This window comes from Kitasatospora sp. NPDC058406, assembly GCF_042722765.1.
Lineage (GTDB): Bacteria > Actinomycetota > Actinomycetes > Streptomycetales > Streptomycetaceae > Kitasatospora.
Window position 1 is genome coordinate 18,717 of record NZ_JBHXKE010000007.1, and the last position, 19,749, is coordinate 38,465.

General features: G+C 77.0%; 14 protein-coding genes. 1 reads left to right on the top strand and 13 read right to left on the bottom strand.

Annotation, left to right across the window (positions count from 1 at the left end):
- Nucleotide 1 precedes the first annotated feature (1 nt).
- Genes ACFWOG_RS02810 through ACFWOG_RS02860 form a run of 11 tightly spaced genes read right to left on the bottom strand, consistent with a single transcriptional unit; the run spans nt 2 to nt 16,078 of the window.
- Complete coding sequence (locus ACFWOG_RS02810; protein WP_380354037.1) at nt 2-1,183, bottom strand: hypothetical protein; 1,182 nt, start codon at nt 1,181-1,183, stop codon at nt 2-4.
- Nucleotides 1,184-3,385 (bottom strand): Hsp70 family protein, encoded by a 2,202-nt coding sequence (locus tag ACFWOG_RS02815; protein ID WP_380354040.1) that lies wholly within the window; start codon nt 3,383-3,385, stop codon nt 1,184-1,186.
- Complete coding sequence (locus tag ACFWOG_RS02820; protein WP_380354042.1) at nt 3,385-5,484, bottom strand: AAA family ATPase; 2,100 nt, start codon at nt 5,482-5,484, stop codon at nt 3,385-3,387. The genes ACFWOG_RS02815 and ACFWOG_RS02820 overlap by 1 nt, the downstream gene beginning before the upstream one ends.
- The gene (locus ACFWOG_RS02825) at nt 5,481-7,139 is read right to left on the bottom strand and encodes a hypothetical protein (RefSeq protein WP_380354044.1); all 1,659 of its coding nucleotides are present in this window, start codon (nt 7,137-7,139) and stop codon (nt 5,481-5,483) included. The genes ACFWOG_RS02820 and ACFWOG_RS02825 overlap by 4 nt, the downstream gene beginning before the upstream one ends.
- A complete protein-coding gene (locus tag ACFWOG_RS02830; RefSeq protein WP_380354047.1) occupies nt 7,136-7,924 on the bottom strand; it encodes a 4Fe-4S single cluster domain-containing protein in 789 nt (262 codons plus the stop codon). Before ACFWOG_RS02830 ends, ACFWOG_RS02825 begins: the two co-directional genes overlap by 4 nt.
- Nucleotides 7,921-9,030 (bottom strand): hypothetical protein, encoded by a 1,110-nt coding sequence (locus ACFWOG_RS02835; RefSeq protein ID WP_329951335.1) that lies wholly within the window; start codon nt 9,028-9,030, stop codon nt 7,921-7,923. Before ACFWOG_RS02835 ends, ACFWOG_RS02830 begins: the two co-directional genes overlap by 4 nt.
- The gene (locus ACFWOG_RS02840) at nt 9,021-9,974 is read right to left on the bottom strand and encodes a protein phosphatase 2C domain-containing protein (RefSeq protein WP_380354050.1); all 954 of its coding nucleotides are present in this window, start codon (nt 9,972-9,974) and stop codon (nt 9,021-9,023) included. The genes ACFWOG_RS02835 and ACFWOG_RS02840 overlap by 10 nt, the downstream gene beginning before the upstream one ends.
- Nucleotides 9,971-10,756 (bottom strand): VWA domain-containing protein, encoded by a 786-nt coding sequence (locus ACFWOG_RS02845; protein WP_380354053.1) that lies wholly within the window; start codon nt 10,754-10,756, stop codon nt 9,971-9,973. Before ACFWOG_RS02845 ends, ACFWOG_RS02840 begins: the two co-directional genes overlap by 4 nt.
- A complete protein-coding gene (locus tag ACFWOG_RS02850; protein WP_380354056.1) occupies nt 10,753-11,577 on the bottom strand; it encodes an RES family NAD+ phosphorylase in 825 nt (274 codons plus the stop codon). The genes ACFWOG_RS02845 and ACFWOG_RS02850 overlap by 4 nt, the downstream gene beginning before the upstream one ends.
- Nucleotides 11,577-12,416 carry a hypothetical protein gene (locus ACFWOG_RS02855; RefSeq protein WP_380354059.1) on the bottom strand — a complete coding sequence of 280 codons (840 nt, stop codon included), beginning with the start codon at nt 12,414-12,416 and terminating at the stop codon, nt 11,577-11,579. Before ACFWOG_RS02855 ends, ACFWOG_RS02850 begins: the two co-directional genes overlap by 1 nt.
- A complete protein-coding gene (locus ACFWOG_RS02860; protein ID WP_380354062.1) occupies nt 12,413-16,078 on the bottom strand; it encodes a CHAT domain-containing protein in 3,666 nt (1,221 codons plus the stop codon). The genes ACFWOG_RS02855 and ACFWOG_RS02860 overlap by 4 nt, the downstream gene beginning before the upstream one ends.
- A 907-nt stretch (nt 16,079-16,985) precedes the next feature.
- Between ACFWOG_RS02860 and ACFWOG_RS02865 the strand changes: the two genes are divergently transcribed.
- Nucleotides 16,986-17,801, top strand: a complete 816-nt coding sequence (locus ACFWOG_RS02865; protein ID WP_380354064.1) for a thioesterase II family protein — start codon at nt 16,986-16,988, stop codon at nt 17,799-17,801.
- 89 nt (nt 17,802-17,890) lie between these two features.
- On the opposite strand, the gene ACFWOG_RS02870 is transcribed toward ACFWOG_RS02865, so the two are convergent.
- Nucleotides 17,891-18,097, bottom strand: coding sequence for a hypothetical protein (locus tag ACFWOG_RS02870; protein WP_380354067.1), 207 nt, complete (start codon nt 18,095-18,097; stop codon nt 17,891-17,893).
- 92 nt (nt 18,098-18,189) lie between these two features.
- Nucleotides 18,190-19,410, bottom strand: coding sequence for a glycosyltransferase (locus tag ACFWOG_RS02875; protein WP_380354069.1), 1,221 nt, complete (start codon nt 19,408-19,410; stop codon nt 18,190-18,192).
- Nucleotides 19,411-19,749 lie beyond the last annotated feature (339 nt).

Sequence of the window (19,749 nt, forward strand, 5' to 3'; positions counted from 1 at the left end):
GTCACCCCCGCCCCCGGCGGGGCACGGCCCCGAACTCGCTGAGCAGCCACAGCAGCGGGTCGGCGACCCGGTAGGGCTGGATGCCGGTGGGCGCCACCAGCGCGTCCGGGGTCGGTCCGGCGCCCAGCGCGGAGACCCCGAAGTAGCGGTAGCGCCGGTAGTGGTTCTCCAGGTCCTGGTCGATCCGCACGCCCTCCCACTCCCTGAGCAGCCGGCGGACCTCCTCGTGGACGTCCAGGCTGTCGGCCGTGTCGAAGCGGTCCCCGGCCGGCGGGTGGCTGCGCAGCGGGCTGCCGGGATCGAAGGTGTCCCAGAAGGCGTCGAGCTTGGCGAAGACCACCGCGAGCGGGGTGGTGATCCGCCCGGAGGAGCCCTGCTGGCGGGCCATCAGCATGTTCGTCACCCGGCTGAGCACGTTGACCGGCTCGTCGACCCCCTCGGACCCCGGCAACACGGTGCCGGGCCGGGCCAGCGGGCGCGCTCCGGGCATCTGCAACGGGTCGAGGACCAGGATGACGCCGTCGGCACTGGCCAGGTAGCGGGTGTTCAGTTCGACGTTCTCCCGCGAGTTGAAGTCCTCGCCCGCGGTGTCGAAGAAGGACAGCACGCTGTGCTGCGGCCGGGACCGGTACAGCCGTCCGCGGCTGCGGCTGAACCGGAACACCAGCGGCTCCACCCGCCCGTCGTTGGCCGCGGCGGTCCGTGTGCCGTGGAACAGCCGGCCGTGCCGGTACAGCTGCTCCTCGTAGTCGCTGCCGAACCGGCGGATCGTCGCGTCGTCCGAGGCCATCAGTGCCGTCCCGAGCCCGGCGCCGACCCGGTTCATCAGTTCGTGCAGCAGCACCGTCATGTAGACCGTCTTGCCGGAGGCCTTGGCGCCGACCATGGCGATCAGCCGGTGGCCGACCGCGCCGAACTGGACCGGCAGGGTGCTGCGGCAGACCGGGCAGATCCGGTAGGTCGTGTCGCCCTCGCAGCCCGGGCAGACGGCGGAGGACTTCCGCCCGTCGGCCCGGAACGCCGGGCCGACGTCGCCGCGCCGGCCGGTTCGTTCGGCGAGCACCGGGTCGCGCTCGAAGGCGCAGCGCCGGCCGGTCCGGCCGGGCCGGCCGCTGCACCGGAACCAGATCTCGCGGGCGGTGAAGGACTCGTAGCAGTAGGGGCAGGCCAGTCCGGCGGCCATTCAGCTCACCTTCAGTCGGTGCAGGGAGGCCGGACGCAGCTCGGCGGCCGGGTCGTCCCGGGTGAGCGGCAGGCAGACCAGCCAGGAGGTGCCCCGGGTGGCGGGGAAGGGCAGTTCGACGGTGAACGGGATCCGCGCGTCCAGCCGGCGGGCGGGCAGTTCGCGCAGCACCGTCCCGTCGGTGGCCTCGGCGGGGCAGATCCGGCCGCGACCGTGCACCACCTGGAGGGCGGGCAGTTCGCAGGCGGTGTCCGTGACGAAGGTCAGCCGGGCGGTCCGGCCGCGCAGACCGCGCCTGACCACCGCCTCGTAGCGGACCAGCGGCGGCCGGGCGGGCAGGATCAGCGCCGACGGCTCGGCGAGCGGGTCGGCGGGGTGGGGGGTGAACGCCTCCACGGTGACGGTGACGGCGCCGCGCCCCACCCGCAGGTCGAGGCCGCCGTCGTGCTGGTAGGACCGGCGTCCGCAGCGGACGTCCCCGGCCAGGGGGAGGCCGCCGGGGTCGGGGAGGTCCAGTGTCCAGCGCACGCGGGCCTCACGGCCGTCGGGGGGCCAGGCCCAGACGATCAGGAGGTGGTCGTCCCGGCGGGTGGCGCGCAGCCGGCCGACCGGGACGGGATGGAGGGCCCGGCCGGTGGCCCCGGTGACCCCGGCGGTCTCGGCGGTCTCGGCGGCGGTCGGAGTGGTCGAAGCGGTGGGGGCGGTGGGGGCGGGGCCGGGCGGCCGAGGCGGTTCCTCGGGTCCGTCCGCGTCGTACGGTCCGTCCGCGTCGTACGGGCTGTCCGTCCAGTCCGTCATGTCCGTCCTGTCCGTCCCGTCCGGCTCGGGTGTCCGGGACGTCCGGGGCTGCGGCACCGGCTCGTCCGGACCGGACGCGGGGTCGGCGCCGGGACGGCCGTAGTCCGGGGGAGGAGCGGTCCGCACCCCGGACGGTGCCCCGGGCGCGCCGGCCCGGTCGTCCCCGACCGGGGCCTCCTCGGGGCCCGGCTTCCCCGGGTACGGGTCCTCCACCCTGGGCCGGGCCGCCGGTTCCCCCGGCCCCCCGCCGTACCCGCCGTACCCGCCGCTCCGGTCGTTCGCGCCGCTCCGGTCGTAGGGGTCGGGGTCGTGGCCGCCGGGTCGCGGCCGGGCGGCCGGGTCACCGGTGAACACCCGGAGCAGGCCGAACTCCCCGGTCAGCGCGAGCCCGCTCGCCACCGCGGCCCCCGGCGTCCGGGCACGGACGGTGAGCCCGAACCGCTCCTCGAACCACCCGGCCGCCCCCGGCGTCGCGCTCAGACCACCGGCCAGCAGCAGGGTGCCCGGGACGTCCCCGCCGCGCTCCTGGACGGTGTCCAGCAGCCTCCCGACCACCGCGCCGCTCGCCTCGCGCAGCGGTTCGACCAGCCGGGCCAGGGTCTCCCGGTCGAGGGCGACCTCGCGGTCCGCGCCCTCCCAGTGCACCCGCTGCCACGCTTCCGGCGCCTCGCCGAGCGCGAGCCGGAGCCGCTCGGCGACCGGGAGCAGCGGCCCGACCGGCCCGCCGGGGGAGCCGAGCCGGCGCAGCAGCTCCCCGGCGACGGCCTCGTCCCAGTGGTCGCCGCCGAGCGGGTGCGAGACCGTCTCCAGGACGCGGACGGTGCGGTCGCCGTCGACGGCCAGCAGCGTCAGGTCGGAGCCGGTGGCGCCCTGGTCGTACACCAGGACGGAGAGGCCGACGCCCTCGCGGACCGCGCCGTAGTGCAGGGCCGTGGCCACCGGCTCCGGCAGCACCCGGCCGACCCGCAGCCCGGCGTGTTCGGCGGCCCGCCGCATGGCCGGTTCGCTGCCTCCGGCGGGGGGCAGCGCGAGCGCCACCTCCGCCGGCTCGCCGCCGCCGCACTCCCGGCTGCGCCGGGCGAGGGCGGACAGGACGAGGGCGGTGAGTGCCTCCGGGCGGAGGGCGCCCGAGGCCCCGGAGCGGTGCGGGCCGTCCGGACCTCCCCGCGGGCCCGCGGCGAACGGGTCGGTGCCGAACGGGCCCGCGGCGAACGGGTCGTGGGTGGCCGCGAAGAGCGGGGCGCGGGCCGATCCGGCACCGGCCGCCCTCACGAGCCGGGGGCCGTCCGGCCCGGTGACGTCGACGGTGGCCGGGACGTCGGTGGCGCCGGTGACCACCGGGACCCCGTCGGGGCCCGGCCAGGCGATGCGGGCGTAGCTGTCGCCCAGGTCGATGCCGTGCATCAGCCCGTCCCCCCGTCCGCGCCCTTGACGGCGTCGGGTGTCACGCACACCGTGCCGTCCTCGGCGATGCCCAGCCGGATCCGGCTCCCCCTCGGCGGCGCGTGCCCGATGACGTGCCGGACCACGGCGCCCAGCACGGGCTCGAACTCGTTGCGGATCTGCCGCCCGCCGTAGGCCTGCCGCTCGGGGTCGGCCATCCGCCCGGTGATCCAGGGCCGGATGCTCGCCGGGTCGTGGACCAGCTCCACGCCGTGGCGTTCGTGCAGCGATTCGGCGAGCTGGCCGAGCAGCCGGTCCGCGATGCCGACCACGTGCTCGGTGCGCAGCATGTCGAAGACCACCACGCCGGGCTTGAGCCGGCCGTAGATCTCGGGGCGGCCGATCGCCCGGAACTTCTCCTCGACCGCGGCGGTGAAGTGGCGGTGGAGCACCTCGTACGGCAGGTCGCCGCCGTGCTCGGCCAGCAGGGCCGGGAGCCCGCCCGCGCCGGTGTTGGAGGTGAAGATGATCAGACTCTGGGAGAAGTACGCCGTCCGGCCCTGCCCGTCCGTGAGCCGGCCGTCCTCCAGGATCTGCAGGAACTTGTCCAGCACCGCCGGGTGGGCCTTCTCGATCTCGTCGAAGAGCAGCACGCTGAACGGCCGCTCCCGTACCCGCCGGGTGAGTTCGCCGCCCTGGTCGTAGCCGATGAAGCCGGGCGGCGCCCCGGCCAGCCGCTCGGCCGCGTGCTCCTGCTGGTACTCGCTCATGTCGAAGCGCGCGTAGGCGCTCGGGTCACCGAAGATCAGCTGGGCCACCGACTTGGCGAGTTCGGTCTTGCCGACGCCGGTCGGGCCGACGAAGAAGAACGAACCACGGGGCCGGGCCGCCCCCGAGCCGCCGAAGCCGACGCCGACGTAGGCCGCCTGGAGGGCGCCCACCACCGCGTCGACGGCGGTCCGCTGCCCGATCACCCGGGCGCCGAGTTCCCCGGCCGCCTCGGCGACGGTGCGGCGGTCGATCTGGCTCCAGGGGTCGACGTTGAGGTTGATGCGGTGGCGTTCCAGCAGCCGGCCGGGTTGGTGGACCGGGACGCGGCGGATGTGCGAGGTCCTGGCGAGCGCGTCCAGCTCCCAGCCCGCCATGCCGTCGGTGGCCCCGACCAGCGCCTCGAACTCCGCCGGGCCGGCGTCCGCACCGCCGTTGAACTCCCCGCCGATCATGGCGAACCAGCGGCGGCGCTCCGCCTGGTCGGGCGGACCGATGTGCAGGACCACCGTGCGCGGGTCCTCCCGGTACAGCCAGGCGGGCACGCGGGAGAGGTCACCGACGACGGCGACCACGGCGTTGCGGGCGCGCGGCGGCACCTCGGCGCCGGCGCGGTCCGTGTGCGGGTCGGCGCCGTCGCCGCCGACGGCGGGGGGCAGCGGGGTGGCGGCGTCCGCCATGGCGGCGCGCAGGTGCAGGTAGCCCTGGAGGGACGAGGCCTCGTTCAGCGGCAGGGCGAGGTCGATGTCCTCGAACACGAAGGCGGTGGCAGCCCGGGGGGAGGCCGCCCGGCGGTGGGCCTCGGCCAGTGCGTCGTCCACCGAGGCCAGCCGGCGGGCCGGCCGGGCGGTGAACAGTTCGTCCGAGGCCACCTGGCGGAGCCCGCCGCGCCGGGTCGGGTTCTCCTCGGCGAGGTCCCCGCCCGGGGCCGGGACCCGCGCCGGGTCGTCGGCGCCCCCGGGGGCCCGTCCCGGAGGCCGGGTGGCCTCCGGGACGGGGTGCGCGGCCCGCTCCCCTGTGACGGGCCGTGCGGCGGACGTCCTCTCGGACGGCCGCTGGTCCAGTGCGGCGTAACGCTCCTGATCGCCGTCGAGCGGGAAGGCGAGGCCACCCACCGGGTCCCACCAGGCCACCGTGTCGGCGCCGCAGCCGTGCAGGGCGTGGGCCAGTACGGTGCGGAACGGGACCGGCCTGCCCCGCCACCACCAGCGGTCCCTGACCTGCCCGGTGAGGATCACCTGACGGCCGCGCCAGAGCTCCCAGCGCAGCGCGGCCGCCCAGAGCGGCGCCTCCTCCCGGGCCACGCTCCGGCTGCCGGTCCGGTCGGCCCCGGCCTCCTCGCGGGCGTTCACGCGGTGCCGCCCGTGGTGCCGCCCGTGGTGCCGTTCGCCCCGTTGCGCGAGGTGCCGCGGTGCGAGCTGTGGTTGGTGCCGAAGGGGCGGGCCGACGCACCGCCGCCCGGCCGCGCGACGCCGCCGCGCGGCGGCTTGCCGTCCCAGTCCAGCTCGCCCGGGTGGTAGCCCTCCTCGCCCATCGCCTCGTGCACCCGGTCCAGCAGCGCCTCGGTCCGGTCGCAGGTCACCTCGCCGCGCTCGGGCACCACGACGACGTCCGACTCGCCCTCCACCGTGTAGCTGAGCACGGCGGTGCCGTCGGTGGCGCTGCTGACGCTCGTCTCGTACCGGGCGCCGTTCGGCCGCTCGAAGATCAGCACGAACTCCTGCCCCAGGTCGCCACCGCCGGAGAACGCCAGCCCCTCGCCGGCCATCGCCTCCTTCAGCACCCCTGCCAGCGCGGCGCGCCGCTCGAACGCCAGCAGCAGTTCGTCCAGCCGGGCCTCCGCCTCGGGCAGCAGCCGCTCCAGCTCCGCGACGGCGGTCAGCGCGGCCCCGCCCCACGAGGAGTCGATCGCGCCGGCCACCCGGTGCACGGCGGCGAGGAGCCTGCCCTGCAGCTCGGTCTCCCCGAAGTCGGCGGCGTCCCGCGCGGCGTCGCGTGCGGTCTGCTCGACGACGGCGAGCCGGTCGACCGCCTCCGCCAGCTCGGCGGCGAGTCTCGCCGCCTGCCGTTCGGCCTCCACCCGGATCCGCCGGGCGGTCTGCTCCTTCGCCTCGCGCTGCAGTTCGGCGGCCCGCCGCTGTGCCTCCCGCCGCCGTTCGGCGGCGAGTTCCTGTGCCCTGCGGTGCCGCTCGTCCGCCTGTCGGCTCGCGGCCTCGGCGAGGGCGGCGGTCCGCGCGGTCTGCACGGCGAGCGCGTGGCGGGCCAGTTCGTGCTCGGCCGTGCCCATCAGCGCCTCCACCCGCAGGGTCTGACCGTCCATCAGAGCGCGGCGCAGGTCGTGCAGCAGCTCGGCGCACCGGCGCCGGCCGGCCGCGTCGACGTCCGCGCCGTTCGCCGCGAGCATGGTGAACTGCCGTTCCAGCGCGCCGAGCTGGTACTCGTGGCCGGCCTCGGCGGGCCGGCCGTGGTCCTGGCTGGCCGGTCGCAGCGCGACGGCCCGGCCGCGCAGCTCCTCGACCTCCGCACCGAGCGCGGCGTCCGGGTGATGCAGTGCGCGCGACCGCAGGTCGGCCAGCCGGCCGGTCAGCTCGCTCACGGTGCGGGGGTCGGCCGCCGACCGCGCCGCGTCCAGCAGGGCCGCCACCTCGTCCAGGCCGCGGGCCGCCGCCGTCCCCTGCTCGCGCAGTGCGGCCGTCACCTGCCCGGCCCGCTCGGCCTCCTGGAGCCGTCGCCGCTCGTCGGTCCGGCGCTCGGCCTCCGCCAGGGCCTGCGCCACGCGCTCCCGCTCGCGGCGCTCGGCCTCGGCACGGGCCCTGGCCCTGGCGGCGGCGCGGCGTTCCGCCTCGGCGTGGCTCCTGGCCCTGGCCGCCGCGCGCCGCGCCCGCTCGCGGGCCCGCTCCTGCTCCAGCCGGCGGCGCCGTTCGGCCTGCCGCCGCCGCTGCGCGGCCTCGGCGGCGAGCCGCGAGGCGCCGACCGAGACGCTGCTGTACATCGGTGATCCGCTCACTGTCCCCCTCCTTCGGTGTGCCGGCCCCCGTGCCGGGGGACCTCGGTGCTCGGGGCCCCGACCGGCCGCCCCGGCCGGTGCGGGCCCGGGTCGTGCGGGTCCGGGCGGCCGTGCCGGTCCGGTGGTTCCGGTCGGTCCGGTGGGTCCGCCGTGGTGCGCAGGGCGAAGCCCCGGGCCTCCACGCGCCGCTCCAGCTCCTCGCGGAAGCCCGGCACCGCCGGCACCCCGGCCCAGGAGAGCGACCCGTCGAGCCCGACGGAGAACTCGATCCCGGCACCGGTGTCGGGATCCGCCGGCAGGTCCGCGTAGCGCGGCGACAGCCGGTGCAGACGCTGGTTGGACGACCCCCGCCAGCGCAGGTCCGCGTGGAGCGACGCCACGTACGGGCCGTCGACGAGCAGGTCGAGCCGGTCCAGCAGGTCCCGCTGCGCCGGGGTGCCGCGTCGCAGGGTCTCGATGCGGAAGCCGGAGTACGCCATCGCGGACAGCTCAGGCCGCTTCGCCCGCAGCCCGTCGAGGAGCGCGACCAGCGCCGCGGCCTGGGCGAACGGCTCGCCGCCGGAGATCGTGATCCCCTCGATCCCGGCCAACCCGGCCATCCGGTCGACCAGTTCGGTCACCGGTAGGCCCGGCCCGTCGGTGAACGGCAGCGTCTCCGCCGCGACGCAGCCCCGGCAGCGCAGCGGGCAGCCCTGCACCCACAGCACCGCCCGGCGGCCCGGCCCCAGAACGGAGCACCGGTCGAGGGTGCGCGCCACCGACAGCCGCAGGTCCGCCCCGGTCATGTGGTCCTCCCCGTGGTGTCCGCCGCCCTGGCCGCCCGGGACGCCCGCCGGTCCGGCGCCGCCCCGGCGGGTGCGCCCGGGTACGCCTCGCCGCCGCGCCGTGCCAGGTCGCACCACGGACACCACGGCCGCTCCACCGTGAACACGTGGCGGCTGTTCCCGGCGCAGCCGCGCAGCCTGCCGTCCGCCAGCTCTGCGCCCAGGGCCGCGGCCCAGACCGCCGCCGCCGGACGGCTGCCGGGGCTGCCCCGCCCGGCGGGGCCGAAGGCGGCGCGCAGGAGCGCGGCGATCCGGCCGGGCAGCAGGTCGGCCGGGGGCAGCGGCCCCCGCAACGCGACGGACCGGTGGTCCGTCAGCCGGCAGCGTCCGTGCGCCAGGTTGTCGTCCAGCGAGACGTACCGTTCGCCCCGCCCGGGGTGCCCGGCGAACGGGTGCAGTCCGGCCATCAGCAACTGGTGCACGACGACGGCCAGGACGAAGTCGTCGCCCGCCCGGGTCGGGGCGGTCACCGGGGCCGCCACCGCCTCCGGCGCCGTGTACCCGGCCGTGCGCATCCGGCAGGCGAACACCCGCCCGCCGTCCGTGAACTGCCAGGAGTCGACGTCCGCCATCCCGACCGCGCCGTGCCCGTCCACCCAGAGGTTGTCCGGCTTGAGGTCGCCGACGAGGTACTCCTCCGCGTGCACGGCGGCCAGCAGCGCCGCCAGTCCGGCCGCCGCCCGCAGGGCGGTCTCCCAGGTGGAGTCCGGCAGCCGGGTCCGACGGCCGGACTCCGACAGCAGGTCCTCCATCGGCCGGTACCGGCCGCGCAGATCGCCCATCAGATAGCCGTGCACCCCGCCGCGCGCCGTGGTGACCGGGACCCGGGGCCAGGCCACCCCGCCGCCGGCGCCGGCGAGCAGCCGGACGGTGCGGGGCTCGCGCCGCCGCCGTACCAGCCGCTCGATCCGGTCCCGGTACGCGGAGGGGTCGGGCGGGCGCGGCACGAGCTTGGCGACCAGCGCGGGGGAGTCGTCCACGGCGTAGACCACGCCCTCGCCGCCCTGGCCGATCCGTTCGGTCAGCCACCACTGCCGGCCGTCGTCGGCCATCACCTTCAGAGCCATCGGGCACCGTCCGGACGCAGGGCGCAGAGCACCGTCAGGTCGTCGCCGCTGCGGGCCGCCGCCGGGCCGGAGAGCAGGGCTCGCAGCGGCTCGGCGTCGCCGCCGTTGGCGCGCAGCAGGGCGGCCAGCGGGCCGAAGAAGTCCGGTGCGGCGAGCGGGCCGTGGTCGTCGGGGAGGCCGAGCACCGAGGGGTGGTCCAGGGCGAGCGGCGCGCAGCCGTCCGTGGCCAGGACGACGCCGCTGAGGTCGGGCTCCCGCAGGACGAGGGTGGTGACGCTCGCGCGGGCCCCGGGCGTGGAGAGGAAGACCGCCGGGGTACGCGGCGGCAGCACCAGACGGCAGCGTTCGCCGTGGCCGCCGTGGCCCCGGTCGCCGTTGCCGTCGTCGCCGGGCCGGGTGCGGGTGAGGACGGTGGCGAAGCAGTCGCCGAGGGCGAGGAAGGCCACCCACGGGGGCCGGAGCACGGCCGCCACCAGGGTCGCGGCCAGCGCACCCTCGTCCGCCTGCGCTGAGTCCACCGTGCCCGCGGCACCCACCGTGTCCGCGTCGTCCGCGGGGTCCGGGTGGTCGGCGGCGAGGACGGCCCGCACCGCCCGCAGGTACGCGTCCACCACGGCCACCGAGCGCTCGCCGATCCAGCCCCGCCAGACCGCCGCGTCGCCGTCGGCGGGCGGTACGTCGGTCGCGAGCAGCCGGCAGGCCGCGTCCACCGCGAGGTGCGCCCCGAGCGCGCTGCGGTCGCGGCTGCCCGCGCCGTCCGCGACGGCCAGCACGAGCGGCCGGCCCCCCGTCGTCGCGGGCCCGTCGCCGCCGTGCCCGGCCGCCGCCTTGAACGCGTCCTGGCAGCCGCGTCCGCTCGCCAGGTGCCCGGTGCCCTGCACCACGGCGCCCGCCACGATCGGCGCGCCGCCGCCGGCTGCCGCCCGCCGGGCCGCGGCGGTCACCGGTGGTCCCCTTCCAGGCTGTCGAGGGTGCGGGCGTTCTCGGCGTGGGTCCTGAGCCGGTCGGAGATCTCCGTGGCCCTGAGGTGGCCGGTGCGGTCCGAGCTCTGGAACACGATGTCCAGGATCCGGCCGAAGTCCAGGTCCTCCAGCAGGTGGGTCGCCTGCGGTGCGAGGACCTCCAGCACCTCCCGGTCGGCCCCCCTCACCCCGATCACGAAGAGTACGCACTCGTCGTCGTGCTCCGCCTGCCGCAGCTGTTCGGCGGTGGCCGCGATCTCCGCCGCGCCCAGCCTCGCCCCGGCCTCGTCGCTCGGCGCGCCGTCGGTGAGCAGCCAGATCAGCGGCCGGACCACCGGCACCTGCCGGGCCGAGAGGTCGCGGTGGCGCCGGCGGGCCAGGTCGAGGGCGAACCGCAGGGCGGGAACCATGCAGGTGTAGCCCCCGGCGGTCAGCTCGGGCGGTCGCAGCCCGTCCAGCGGGCCGAACAGCGCCTCGCGGTCGGCCTCCTCCGGCGGGCGGAAGGCACCCGCCGCGATGTCGAAGACCCGCACCCGCGAGTCGAACGCGACCAGGCAGACCTCCACCCGGGACCGCAGGCGGTCCCGGTCCCGGACGGCGTCGAAACCACGGGTGAGGGCCCGGTTGAGGCTCGCGATCGGCGGGTCGTGCGCGGGGCGGTTCATGGAGGCGGAGGTGTCCAGCAGGACGATGACCGGCTGACGTTCGTCCCAGCCGCTCCCGAACCCGATCCGGGTGCCCGTCGCCCCGGTGGCCGTCGTCATGGCGCGCCCACCGCCTCCGCCGCCCCGGGGCCGCGCGAGGCACCGCGGGCGCCGGGCGCGCCGCCGTTCGGGCCGCCGCCGTTCGCGGTGGTGACGGCGTCGACGGCGTTGACGGCGCGGTGGAGGCCGGCGGCGTCGACGAGGCCCCCGGTGCGCGGCCGGGGCGGTACGACCGCGGCCCGCAGCGGGGCGAACAGCCGGTTCACCTCCGTCACCCCGTCCGTGGTGTCCAGTTCACGGGTAACCCCGGAGCCGCCCTTCAGCGACTCCTCGCCGCAGCGGTCGCCGAACAGCACCAGGGCCTGCCGGGGCCGGTGCCGCCGGGACTGCCAGACCAGCCCCTGGGCCTCCGGCACCCGCGACCGCAGCTCCGTGGCCCAGCGCCGCGTCTGGGCGTACCCGGGGCCCTCGGTCTCCAGGAGCCAGGAGTCCTGGCAGACGGCGGCGAGGTCCTCCTCGGTGATCAGTTCGACGAGGCACAGGTCGGCGGTGGTGTGCAGCGCGGTCAGCGAGCGCTGTGCGACGGCCCGGTAGGGGACCAGCCGCATCCCGGTGTCCGCGTCGAAGGGCATCGCGCGCAGCAGCACCTCGGCCAGCGCGGTGGCCGGCTCGGGCGCGGCGTACAGGAAGGAGTAGGGGTCGGCCACGGTGCCGTCGAAGCGGCTGCCGCCGAAGTGGGAGTCGGCCGGCACCGGGTTGAACCCGGCACCGGGACGCCCCGTCCGGTGGCAGCGCCAGAGCTCGGTGCCGGCCGGCAGGGTCCGCAGGTTCGGGCGCATCCGGAAGCCGTCGGACTCCCGGGGCGGGGGGTACGCGGGCATCAGTCCCCCTCCACCATGGACAGGGCGGCCGTGGTGAGCAGCTCGTCCGAGACCAGTCCGAGCAGGGCGGCCGGTGTGCCTCCCAGCCAGCTGTTGCCGGCGAGCCACCAGTCGGCAGCTCCCCAGGGGTCCGCCTCGGCGAGCAGCAGCCGGTTGATCCGCGTGACGACCGGCAGCGGGCCGCGGCCGGTGCCGGGCTCCGCGCCGGGGGCCGGTCCGGCGAACTGGAAGGCGGGGTAGCGGTGTTCGCCCGCCTGGTCGATCAGGCGGATGATCAGACCGGCACCGGCCAGTGCGGGCGCGTCCAGGCCGCGCGCGTCCAGGTCGGCGCGGCCGAGCGAGGGCTCGGCGAGCAGGCGGCGCTGCGCCGTGGCGATGATCTCGGCGGTGTCCGGAGCAGCGTGCGGCGCGGCGTGCGGAGGGGGTCCGTGGACGGGACCGTGATCACGGCCGGGGCCGGGGCCGGGGCCGGGGCCGGAGTCGGAGTCGGGGCCGGAGTCGGGTGAGGGGAGACCGAGGGCGGACTCCGTGAACGCGGACGCGGCGTCGGTCTCCGCCAGCCAGGCCAGCAGCTCCCGGGCCAGCGAGGCGGTGGGCCGGGGATCGGCGGCGACCAGCCGGGAGGAGTCCAGCGCCGCGCGCACCGGGTGGTCCAGCGGGAGCGGCAGCAGCGCGAGCTTGACCCCGTGGAAGGCCCTCCTGATGGCCCGCTCGTCACCCCGCGTTCCGGCGAGCTTGTTCAACCGGGCCACCAGCACGCCGTGTTGGGTGTCGTCCAGGTCGGCCCGTATCGCGGCCCAGTGCCGGCGGATCAGCGCCAGCAGCTCCTCCGGGTTCATTCCGTCCCCTCCGGTTCCGTCGTCGTGCCGGTCGTGCCGGTCGTGCCGGTCGGGTCGGGTGCGTCCGTCGCGTTCGGCGGCGGGTCCGCGGCCCCCGGGTGGCCCTGGTGGATGAAGGCCGCCCAGAGCGGCAGCCGGTCGAGGTGGGGATGCGCGGCTTCACGGCGCAGCTCCCCGCCGAGGCTCTCGGGCGGCTCGCGGCGCGGGTCCAGCATCCAGAGCTGGGCCGCGCGCAGCGCGTCGGCCGGGCTGAGTCCGGTGACCGCCACGTGGTGGTGGAAGACCGCCATCATCAGCGCGGACGCGCCGTCCCGGGTGGTCCACCGCGAACCGACGACGTCCTTCGCGCCGGCCGCCAGGAAGGCCGTGGCGAGGGTCAGCGCCTCGTCGTGGTCGCGGGTGGAGAGGTCTGTCTCACAGGCGCTCAGCACCACCAGCGGGCCGGCCCGGACGGCGCCGGTCGCGGCCGGCCGGTCCAGCAGCCTGGTCACGGTGAGCATCCCGGCGTCGGGGGCGTCGGTCGGCCCGTTCGTGGACGGGTCGGACGGGTCGGACGGCGGCGTGGAGAGGGAGCGCGGCTGCGCCGGGTCGGGTGGGGCGAGGTTGAGCGCGGACACCGTCGGGCGGACGCCCGCCGAACCGTGCGAGGCGATGTGCAGCAGCGAGAGCGGCCGGGGGGCGCCCGCGCCGGGGAGCAGCGCGAGCACGTCCTCCGGGGTCCCGAGGCCCGCCGGATCGCCGTCCAACTGGTAGTACTCACCGTAGAGTTCGGCATCCGGGTAGTAGCCGTCGCGGAGTGCGAGGACCTCCAGCTCGGCCCGGGTCAGGTCCATCCGGGGGTCGGCCACCAGCACCGGACGGGCGCCGGGGGCGATCCGTTCGCGGGCCGCCGCCCGCAGGAACTCCCGGCCCGAGGCCGCGTACGACAGCACCATGATCTCGCACGCGTAGCGGTGCCGGGCGTCCTCGGGCAGCCTGGCGGCGTGCCAGGGCACGGCGCCGAGGTTGCCGCAGGGGATCAGCACGAACCGGGGCGGCCCGGGGCGGCCCCGGTGGCGGCCGGGGTTGGCCTCCAGGCGCTCGGCGATGCCGAGGAGGACCGGGCCGACGACGGCCGGCCAGGCCCAGTCGCACAGGTCCGTCAGGGCCTTCTCCCAGGGCGCGTCGAGCGCCCGGGCGGCGGCGTCCGCCTCGCCGGTCGCGCCGGTCTCGGCGGCCCGGGCGGCCGCACGGCGCAGCCGCGAGCGCTCCGCGGACACGTCGAGGAAGGACTCCAGCGGCGCGCGGCCGGCCAGGGCGAGCTGGGGCAGGGCGAGCACCCCGGGTTCGAGGTCCGGCCCCAGGATGACCGCCATGCCGGGCGTCCCCTCCGCGCCCGGCAGCAGGTACACCAGGGCGTCGGTCTCGCCCGGCCGCAGCCCGGCGGACAGCTCCGCCGGGGTCGGCGGCTCGAACAACCCCGGCCCGCCCCGGAGCGCGTCCAGGGCCCGCCGCCGCAACAGGCTCGGGACCGGCTGCGCGGCGCCGCCGCCCTGCGCCGACTCGGCCTGCCGCCAGGCGTCCGCCAGCTCGCGGTGGCCGCGCGCCGCCAGCAGTTCGGGCACCTCGGCCGAGGCGGCGGCCGCCTGCAGCACCATCGACCGGCCGAGTTCCAGCATGGTCACCGCCCGTTCGACCTGCCCCTGGGAGCCGGCCCACCAGGCCGCGTCCAGGGCGCGCGAGGCCCCGTCCCGGGCCTTCATCAGCCGGTGCTCGGCGCCGACCTCCAGCAGGACGTCGGCGGTCAGGACCTCGAAGGACTCCACCATGGCCTGCGCCGCGGACGCCTGATCGCCCGCCCCGGCGTCGCCGCGCCGGCGATGGGCCTCGGCCAGGGCCCAGAGGAGGTCGGCGTGCTGCCAGGTGCCGCCGTCCGCTGCGTCGCGGCAGGCCGCCGCCAGCTCCTCGACGGCACGGTCCTGGTCGGCGCGGGAGCGGGTGAGTTCGGCCTGGAGGTGGCTGACGAACGCGTCGAGCGGCAGGCGCCGTCCGCGACCGTTGAGCAGACTGGGCGGATGCTCGGACGACTCCGGCCCCGGGTGGGCGCGGATGAGCCCTGGGTCGCCGTCGACCACGGCGCGGATCGCCGAGAGGTTGACCCGCAGCGGCTCCAGCAGGCCGCCGTTGCCCGGCCCGGTGTCCAGGAGGCGCGCGCCCTCCTCCATGAGCTGCGCTCCGGTCCGCAGGGTCTCCGTGTCGCGGGTCAGCGTCCAGAGGTCCTGGTAGGACGATCCGAGCATCAGCAACGTGATTCCCAGCGCGCTGTCCTCCCCGGACAGGCCCTCCCGCACGGCGCGGAGCTCCTCGATGCAGGACGCGACGCCCGCCCGGTCCTCGGCGCGCTGGAACCGGCGGCTCCGCTGGCCCGCCGCGAGGGCCCGTACCTGGGCCGTGAACGAGAGCGGCAGATCGCCGAGTCGCCCCAGCACCTCGGTGAGCTGCCGCTCCGCCGCCTCGGCGTCGACCAGGTTCCCGCCGAGGTACTGCGAGGCGGACAGGACGGCGGGGCCGATGGCGCCGAGCAGCTGCTGCCAGTCGCTGCCGGGCGGCAGGCCGTCGGCGGCCCGTTGCAGCGAGCCGAGGGCGTCGGAGAGCAGGCCCTGGTCCCGCTGCTGCAGGGCGGGGACCAGGACGGTCATGGCGTAGGCCAGCGCGTCCTGCGCCGCGTCCGCGGGGTCGCCGGTGCCGTGGGCGCGGCCGGGCCGGAGCTGCTGCGCCAGCTCGGTGAGCTGCTCCGGTGCGAGGGAGCCCGGCATCGACATCTCCACCATGGCGAGCGTCATCGCCATGGTCCGGTCGAACTCCTCGCGTTCGGCCTCCGTGTCGATCGGCACCCGGGGCCGTGACGGCTCGGCGGGCGGCGGGGCAACGGGCGCCGGGGCCGAGGGCGTCGGTTCGGCGAGCGGTCCGGCCGGGGTCGGTGCGGTCGGGGCCGGGACGGTCGGGATGAGACTCATCAGCATGCGCAGCTGCTGGAGGCCGGGGAAGTCCGCCGGCAGCGACTCCACCAGCGGCCCGACACCGGCGGCGAAGTCGGCGGTGTCGCCCTGGGCCAGCCCGAGGACCGTGGTCATGGTGTCCAACTGCGCGCGCAGCTCAGGCATCAGCCGGACGTCGCGCAGGTCGTCCAGGAGTCCCCGCAGCTCGGTGACCTCCGGCCCGCGCGGGTCGAAGGCTCCGGGGTTGTCCCGTTGCCAGCCGATCAGGGCGGAGAAGTGTCCCGTGCCGCCGTCGGGCCGGCCGGCCGGGTGGGGGATCACCAGCATGACGAGGTACAGCGCGGCCCGGTGGGCCTCCCAGCCGGTGAGCGGCACCTGGTGGGCCCGTGCCTCGCGCAGCAGCCGCAGCGCGTGGGGGCGGTCGGCGGGTGCCCCGCCCCCGCGCAGGTGACGTTGCGCGAGCAGCCCGCCGAGCCGTGCCGCCAGGACCGGCCCGGCCGGCTCGTCCGGTGCCAGCAGCCCCTCCAGCCGGTCGAGTTCGTCGATCAGCCGGTCGTGGGCCACCGGGTCGTCCAGCCGCAGCCGGGGCGGCCCGGACGGGTCGGGCAGCAGCAGGGCCTCGGCCCGCCCCGTCGCGTCCAGAGCCCAGGACCGGACCCCGGCGAGACCGCCGGTACTCGTCAACTCGTCTCCTGGATGGTCATTCTGACCAAGCGTCATGATCCGACTCCGTCATCCGTGCGCCTCGTGGCGTCCACATCATGGCCTGCCGGGGAACCGGATGAACCCTGCCCGGGACCGGCGACCGGATCTCGACCGGCAATCAACCGCCTTCCGCCCGCAGCCGGGTCCGGACCGGCGGTTTCGCACCCTCGGGCGCCCTGTCGCAGGGGCCGGCGCAGGGGCCGGCGGCCTTCCGTCGGCGGGGCGGCGGCCGTGCGCGGGACCGCCGTCCGGCGGCGGCTCCCCGCCCGGGCAGGGCTTCTCGGCGGACCGCCGGTGGCGGTACGGGTGGGCACAGTCGGCTGACCGGGCGGCTCCGAAAGGCTGACGATTCACCCTGGACCGGGCCGTTCGGACCGTCCGGGCGGCCGGGCCGGCGACGACGGCCGGGCCCGACGCGGACGTCCCGGCGCTGCTGCGGACGGAGGTCCTGCTCCGGCACGCAGCCGTACGGCTCTTCCCGGACGTCCTGCCGGCGGGGCCCGGGGAACCGGGCGCATCCGGTGACCGGCCCGGGGAGTTGGGCCGGGCCGAACGGCCGGCCGGGTCGGCCGGGTCGGGCGGGGATCCTCGTCGGCCACCGGCAGGGTGCCGTGCCGGTCGAGGAGGCCCGGCGGCAGGCCAAGGTGGCGCGGCGCTCGGCGTTCCGACGTCGAGCGCCGGTGGCGTGGTGGTCCGCGAGGGCGGGCCGGCCCGGGTCCTGCTGTCGGCCGCCGACCGGGACCGGGTCCGCCACGCGGCCGGGCCTGACCGTCCGACACCGGATGATCTGCTTTACGGACCTGATGCTCTACCGACAGACTGCCCGGAGCGTGATCCCGCCCCGTCCCCCGGGTACGACCCGAACCACGAGAAACGGACCCACCGCATGCCCGACCTCCTGGAGCTGAGCCGACTCTGGCTCAGGCAGTACCACCCGGCCCCCGGGGCCGGCCTCACCCTGGTCGCGTTCCCGCACGCCGGCGGTTCCGCAAGCTACTTCCAGCCGCTGTCCGCCGCGCTCTCCCCGGACATCGAGGTGCTGTCCCTGCAGTACCCCGGCCGGCAGGACCGCAGGTCCGAACCGTGCCTCGACAGCATCGGCGGACTCGTCGAGGGCATCTGCGAGGTACTGAGCCCCCGGACCGAGCGCCCGGTGGTGTTCTTCGGGCACAGCATGGGCGCCGTCCTCGCGTACGAGACGGCCCGGCGCCTGGAGAAGGAGTCCTCCGTCCGGCTGCTGGGCCTGGTCGCCTCGGGCCGCCGCTCCCCGACGACCGCGCGCGAGGAGACCGTGCACCTGCGCGACGACGCGGGCATCCTCGCCGAGATCCAGCGGCTGAACGGCACCGACTCCGCGCTGCTCCAGGACGAGGACATCCAGCGGATGATCCTGCCGAGCCTGCGGGCCGACTACACGGCCGTCGAGACCTACGCCCACCAGGCCGGACCGGCGCTGCGCTGCCCGGTCACCGTGTTCACCGGGGACGCCGACCCCCAGGTGACCCGGGCGGAGGCGGAGCGCTGGTCCGAGCTCACCGACGGGGGGTTCCGGCTCCGGAGCTTCCCCGGGGGCCACTTCTACCTGGCCACCCGACCGGGCGCGGTGACCGGGGCCCTGACCGAGGAGATCGCCGCCTTCCGCACCCCCGGCTCCCGGGCCGCCGCGGCCGGGCCGGGCGACGCGGGCCCGGGCGCCGGCTGAGGCAGGCCGGGCCGCGCACGTCTCGCCGAGGCCCTCCCGCTCCCCGTCCGTCGGACGACGGGGAGCGGGAGGACCTCGGTCACCGACTGCTACGGGGTGCCGAACCGGGTGTTCTGCGCGCGGACCGCCGCCGTCTCCGGGCCGCCCTCGGGGGTCCGGTCCCGCGACCGGTGGCCCTCGAAGACGCGCTGCACCGGGACCCGGCCCAGGCAGGAGGGCGGCTCCCGGCCGGGCGGGACGGCCACCTCGTCGACGGCCAGGTGGTCCTCGACCCTGACCGCGTCCCAGGCGTGCACGACCCGGCCGTCGCCGGCGCGGAACCAGGCGTGGCCCCGGTTGCGGTGCTCCCCGGGCGCCCCGCCGACCCGGCCCCCGCCGCCGGTCGTCCTCAGCCGGCCGTGTCGAGCAGGAGCCCCGCGGCCACCGCCGCCCCGTCGGTGCGGAAGGCGCCGGCGACGGCGGTCGCCCGCTCGCGGGTCTCCGGGGCCAGCGCGATCGCCAGCGCGGCGGACAGCGAGGCGGCGGTCGGGGTCGGGCCGTCGTGGGCGGCGCCGATGCCCAGGCCGGTCACCCGGCTCGCGAAGTACGGCTGGTCCGCCCCCTGGGGCACCACGACCTGGGGCGCGCCGGACCAGGTGGCCGTCGTCGTGGTGCCCGCGCCGCCGTGGTGCACGACGGCGGCCGACCGGCGGAACAGCGCCTGGTGGTTGACCTCGCCCACGACGAAGCAGTCGTCCCGGTCGTCGACCAGGGCCAGGTCGGCCCAGCCACGGGAGAGGACGGCCCGGCGGCCCTGCGCACGGACCGCCTCGACGCACGCCCGGGCGACGCCCGCCGGGTCGGGCAGGGGGATGCTGCCGAAGCCCACGTAGACCGGCGGAGCCCCGGCGTCCAGGAACGCCGCCAGGTCGGCGGGCAGCGGGCGCAGGTCCGGCAGGACCCACGCGCCGGTCTGCACCACGTCGAGGTCCGCCGGCTGCTCCCAGGGCGCCAGCACCGGGTCCGTGGCCAGCCAGGGCCGGTCGGTGAAGACGTGGTCACGGACGTCGTCCACCGGCGGCAGGCCGACCGAGACCCGGTGGGAGTTGATCGCCTCGCCGAACACCTCCTGCGCGTCCCGGGCGTCCCGGTCCCACAGCACCCGGTTGTCGGTCACGTCCGGCGGGAGCGGCCGGCCCGGCCGGGGGATCGGCGGGTGGTGCGGCGAGGGCAGGCTCACCGGCTGGTAACTCGCGTACACGTAGCGGATGCCCAGCTTCTCGGCCACCGACTTCACCCCGGCCACGGCCGGGACGAGGCCGGTCGCCACCAGGACGTCGCACCCCCCGGCCGCCGCCGCGGTGACGTTCGCGTGGAACGCGGCGACCATCTCGGCGGCGCGCCGGGGCACGCCGCCCGGCGAGGGCGGCGTCCGCCCGGTCACCAGCTCCCGCACCGACCGGCCCGTCGGCACCAGCTCGACGCCGATCCCGGCCAGCCGCTTCGCGAACTCGTCGTCCGGCGGTGCGCACACCGTGACCTCCGCACCGAACTCCCGCAGGCGTACCGCGAGGGCCACCAGCGGCTCGACGCCCCCGCGTGAATCGTAGGCAGACAACAGCGCGCGCATTTCCGTCTCCAGTTCTCGCAGGTCCGGAGTCGCAGTTCCGGCTTCGATCGGAGATTGTGGGCCGGTACGGGGGCCTTGCCGCAAGCCCTCTGATGGGCTATAGGTTGAGAGTGGCAAGGAGCGGATTTCTCCCCTTGCCCTTTTCTTCGCCCCGAATTCGGCCTTCGGCCTTCCGCCGACCCTGCCGACTCTGCTGATTCCGCCGTTCCGCCGAATTCCGCCGCGGACGGTGGTTCTCCGGCGGGGCGGAGGGGAACCACCCGCCCCGCCGGGGGGGTGCGCCCGAGGGCGGGGCCCCGCCGGAACCCGCGGCCCACCGCCGCGGGGGCTGGAACCGCG

What these genes read in the sequence shown, in the direction of transcription:
- ACFWOG_RS02810 (WP_380354037.1), bottom strand. Translation starts at nt 1,183, where the DNA reads ATGGCCGCCGGACTGGCCTGCCCCTACTGCTACGAGTCCTTCACCGCC.
- ACFWOG_RS02815 (WP_380354040.1), bottom strand. Translation starts at nt 3,385, where the DNA reads ATGCACGGCATCGACCTGGGCGACAGCTACGCCCGCATCGCCTGGCCG.
- ACFWOG_RS02830 (WP_380354047.1), bottom strand. Translation starts at nt 7,924, where the DNA reads ATGACCGGGGCGGACCTGCGGCTGTCGGTGGCGCGCACCCTCGACCGG.
- ACFWOG_RS02835 (WP_329951335.1), bottom strand. Translation starts at nt 9,030, where the DNA reads ATGGCTCTGAAGGTGATGGCCGACGACGGCCGGCAGTGGTGGCTGACC.
- ACFWOG_RS02845 (WP_380354053.1), bottom strand. Translation starts at nt 10,756, where the DNA reads ATGACGACGGCCACCGGGGCGACGGGCACCCGGATCGGGTTCGGGAGC.
- ACFWOG_RS02850 (WP_380354056.1), bottom strand. Translation starts at nt 11,577, where the DNA reads ATGCCCGCGTACCCCCCGCCCCGGGAGTCCGACGGCTTCCGGATGCGC.
- ACFWOG_RS02855 (WP_380354059.1), bottom strand. Translation starts at nt 12,416, where the DNA reads ATGAACCCGGAGGAGCTGCTGGCGCTGATCCGCCGGCACTGGGCCGCG.
- ACFWOG_RS02865 (WP_380354064.1), top strand. Translation starts at nt 16,986, where the DNA reads ATGCCCGACCTCCTGGAGCTGAGCCGACTCTGGCTCAGGCAGTACCAC.
- ACFWOG_RS02875 (WP_380354069.1), bottom strand. Translation starts at nt 19,410, where the DNA reads ATGCGCGCGCTGTTGTCTGCCTACGATTCACGCGGGGGCGTCGAGCCG.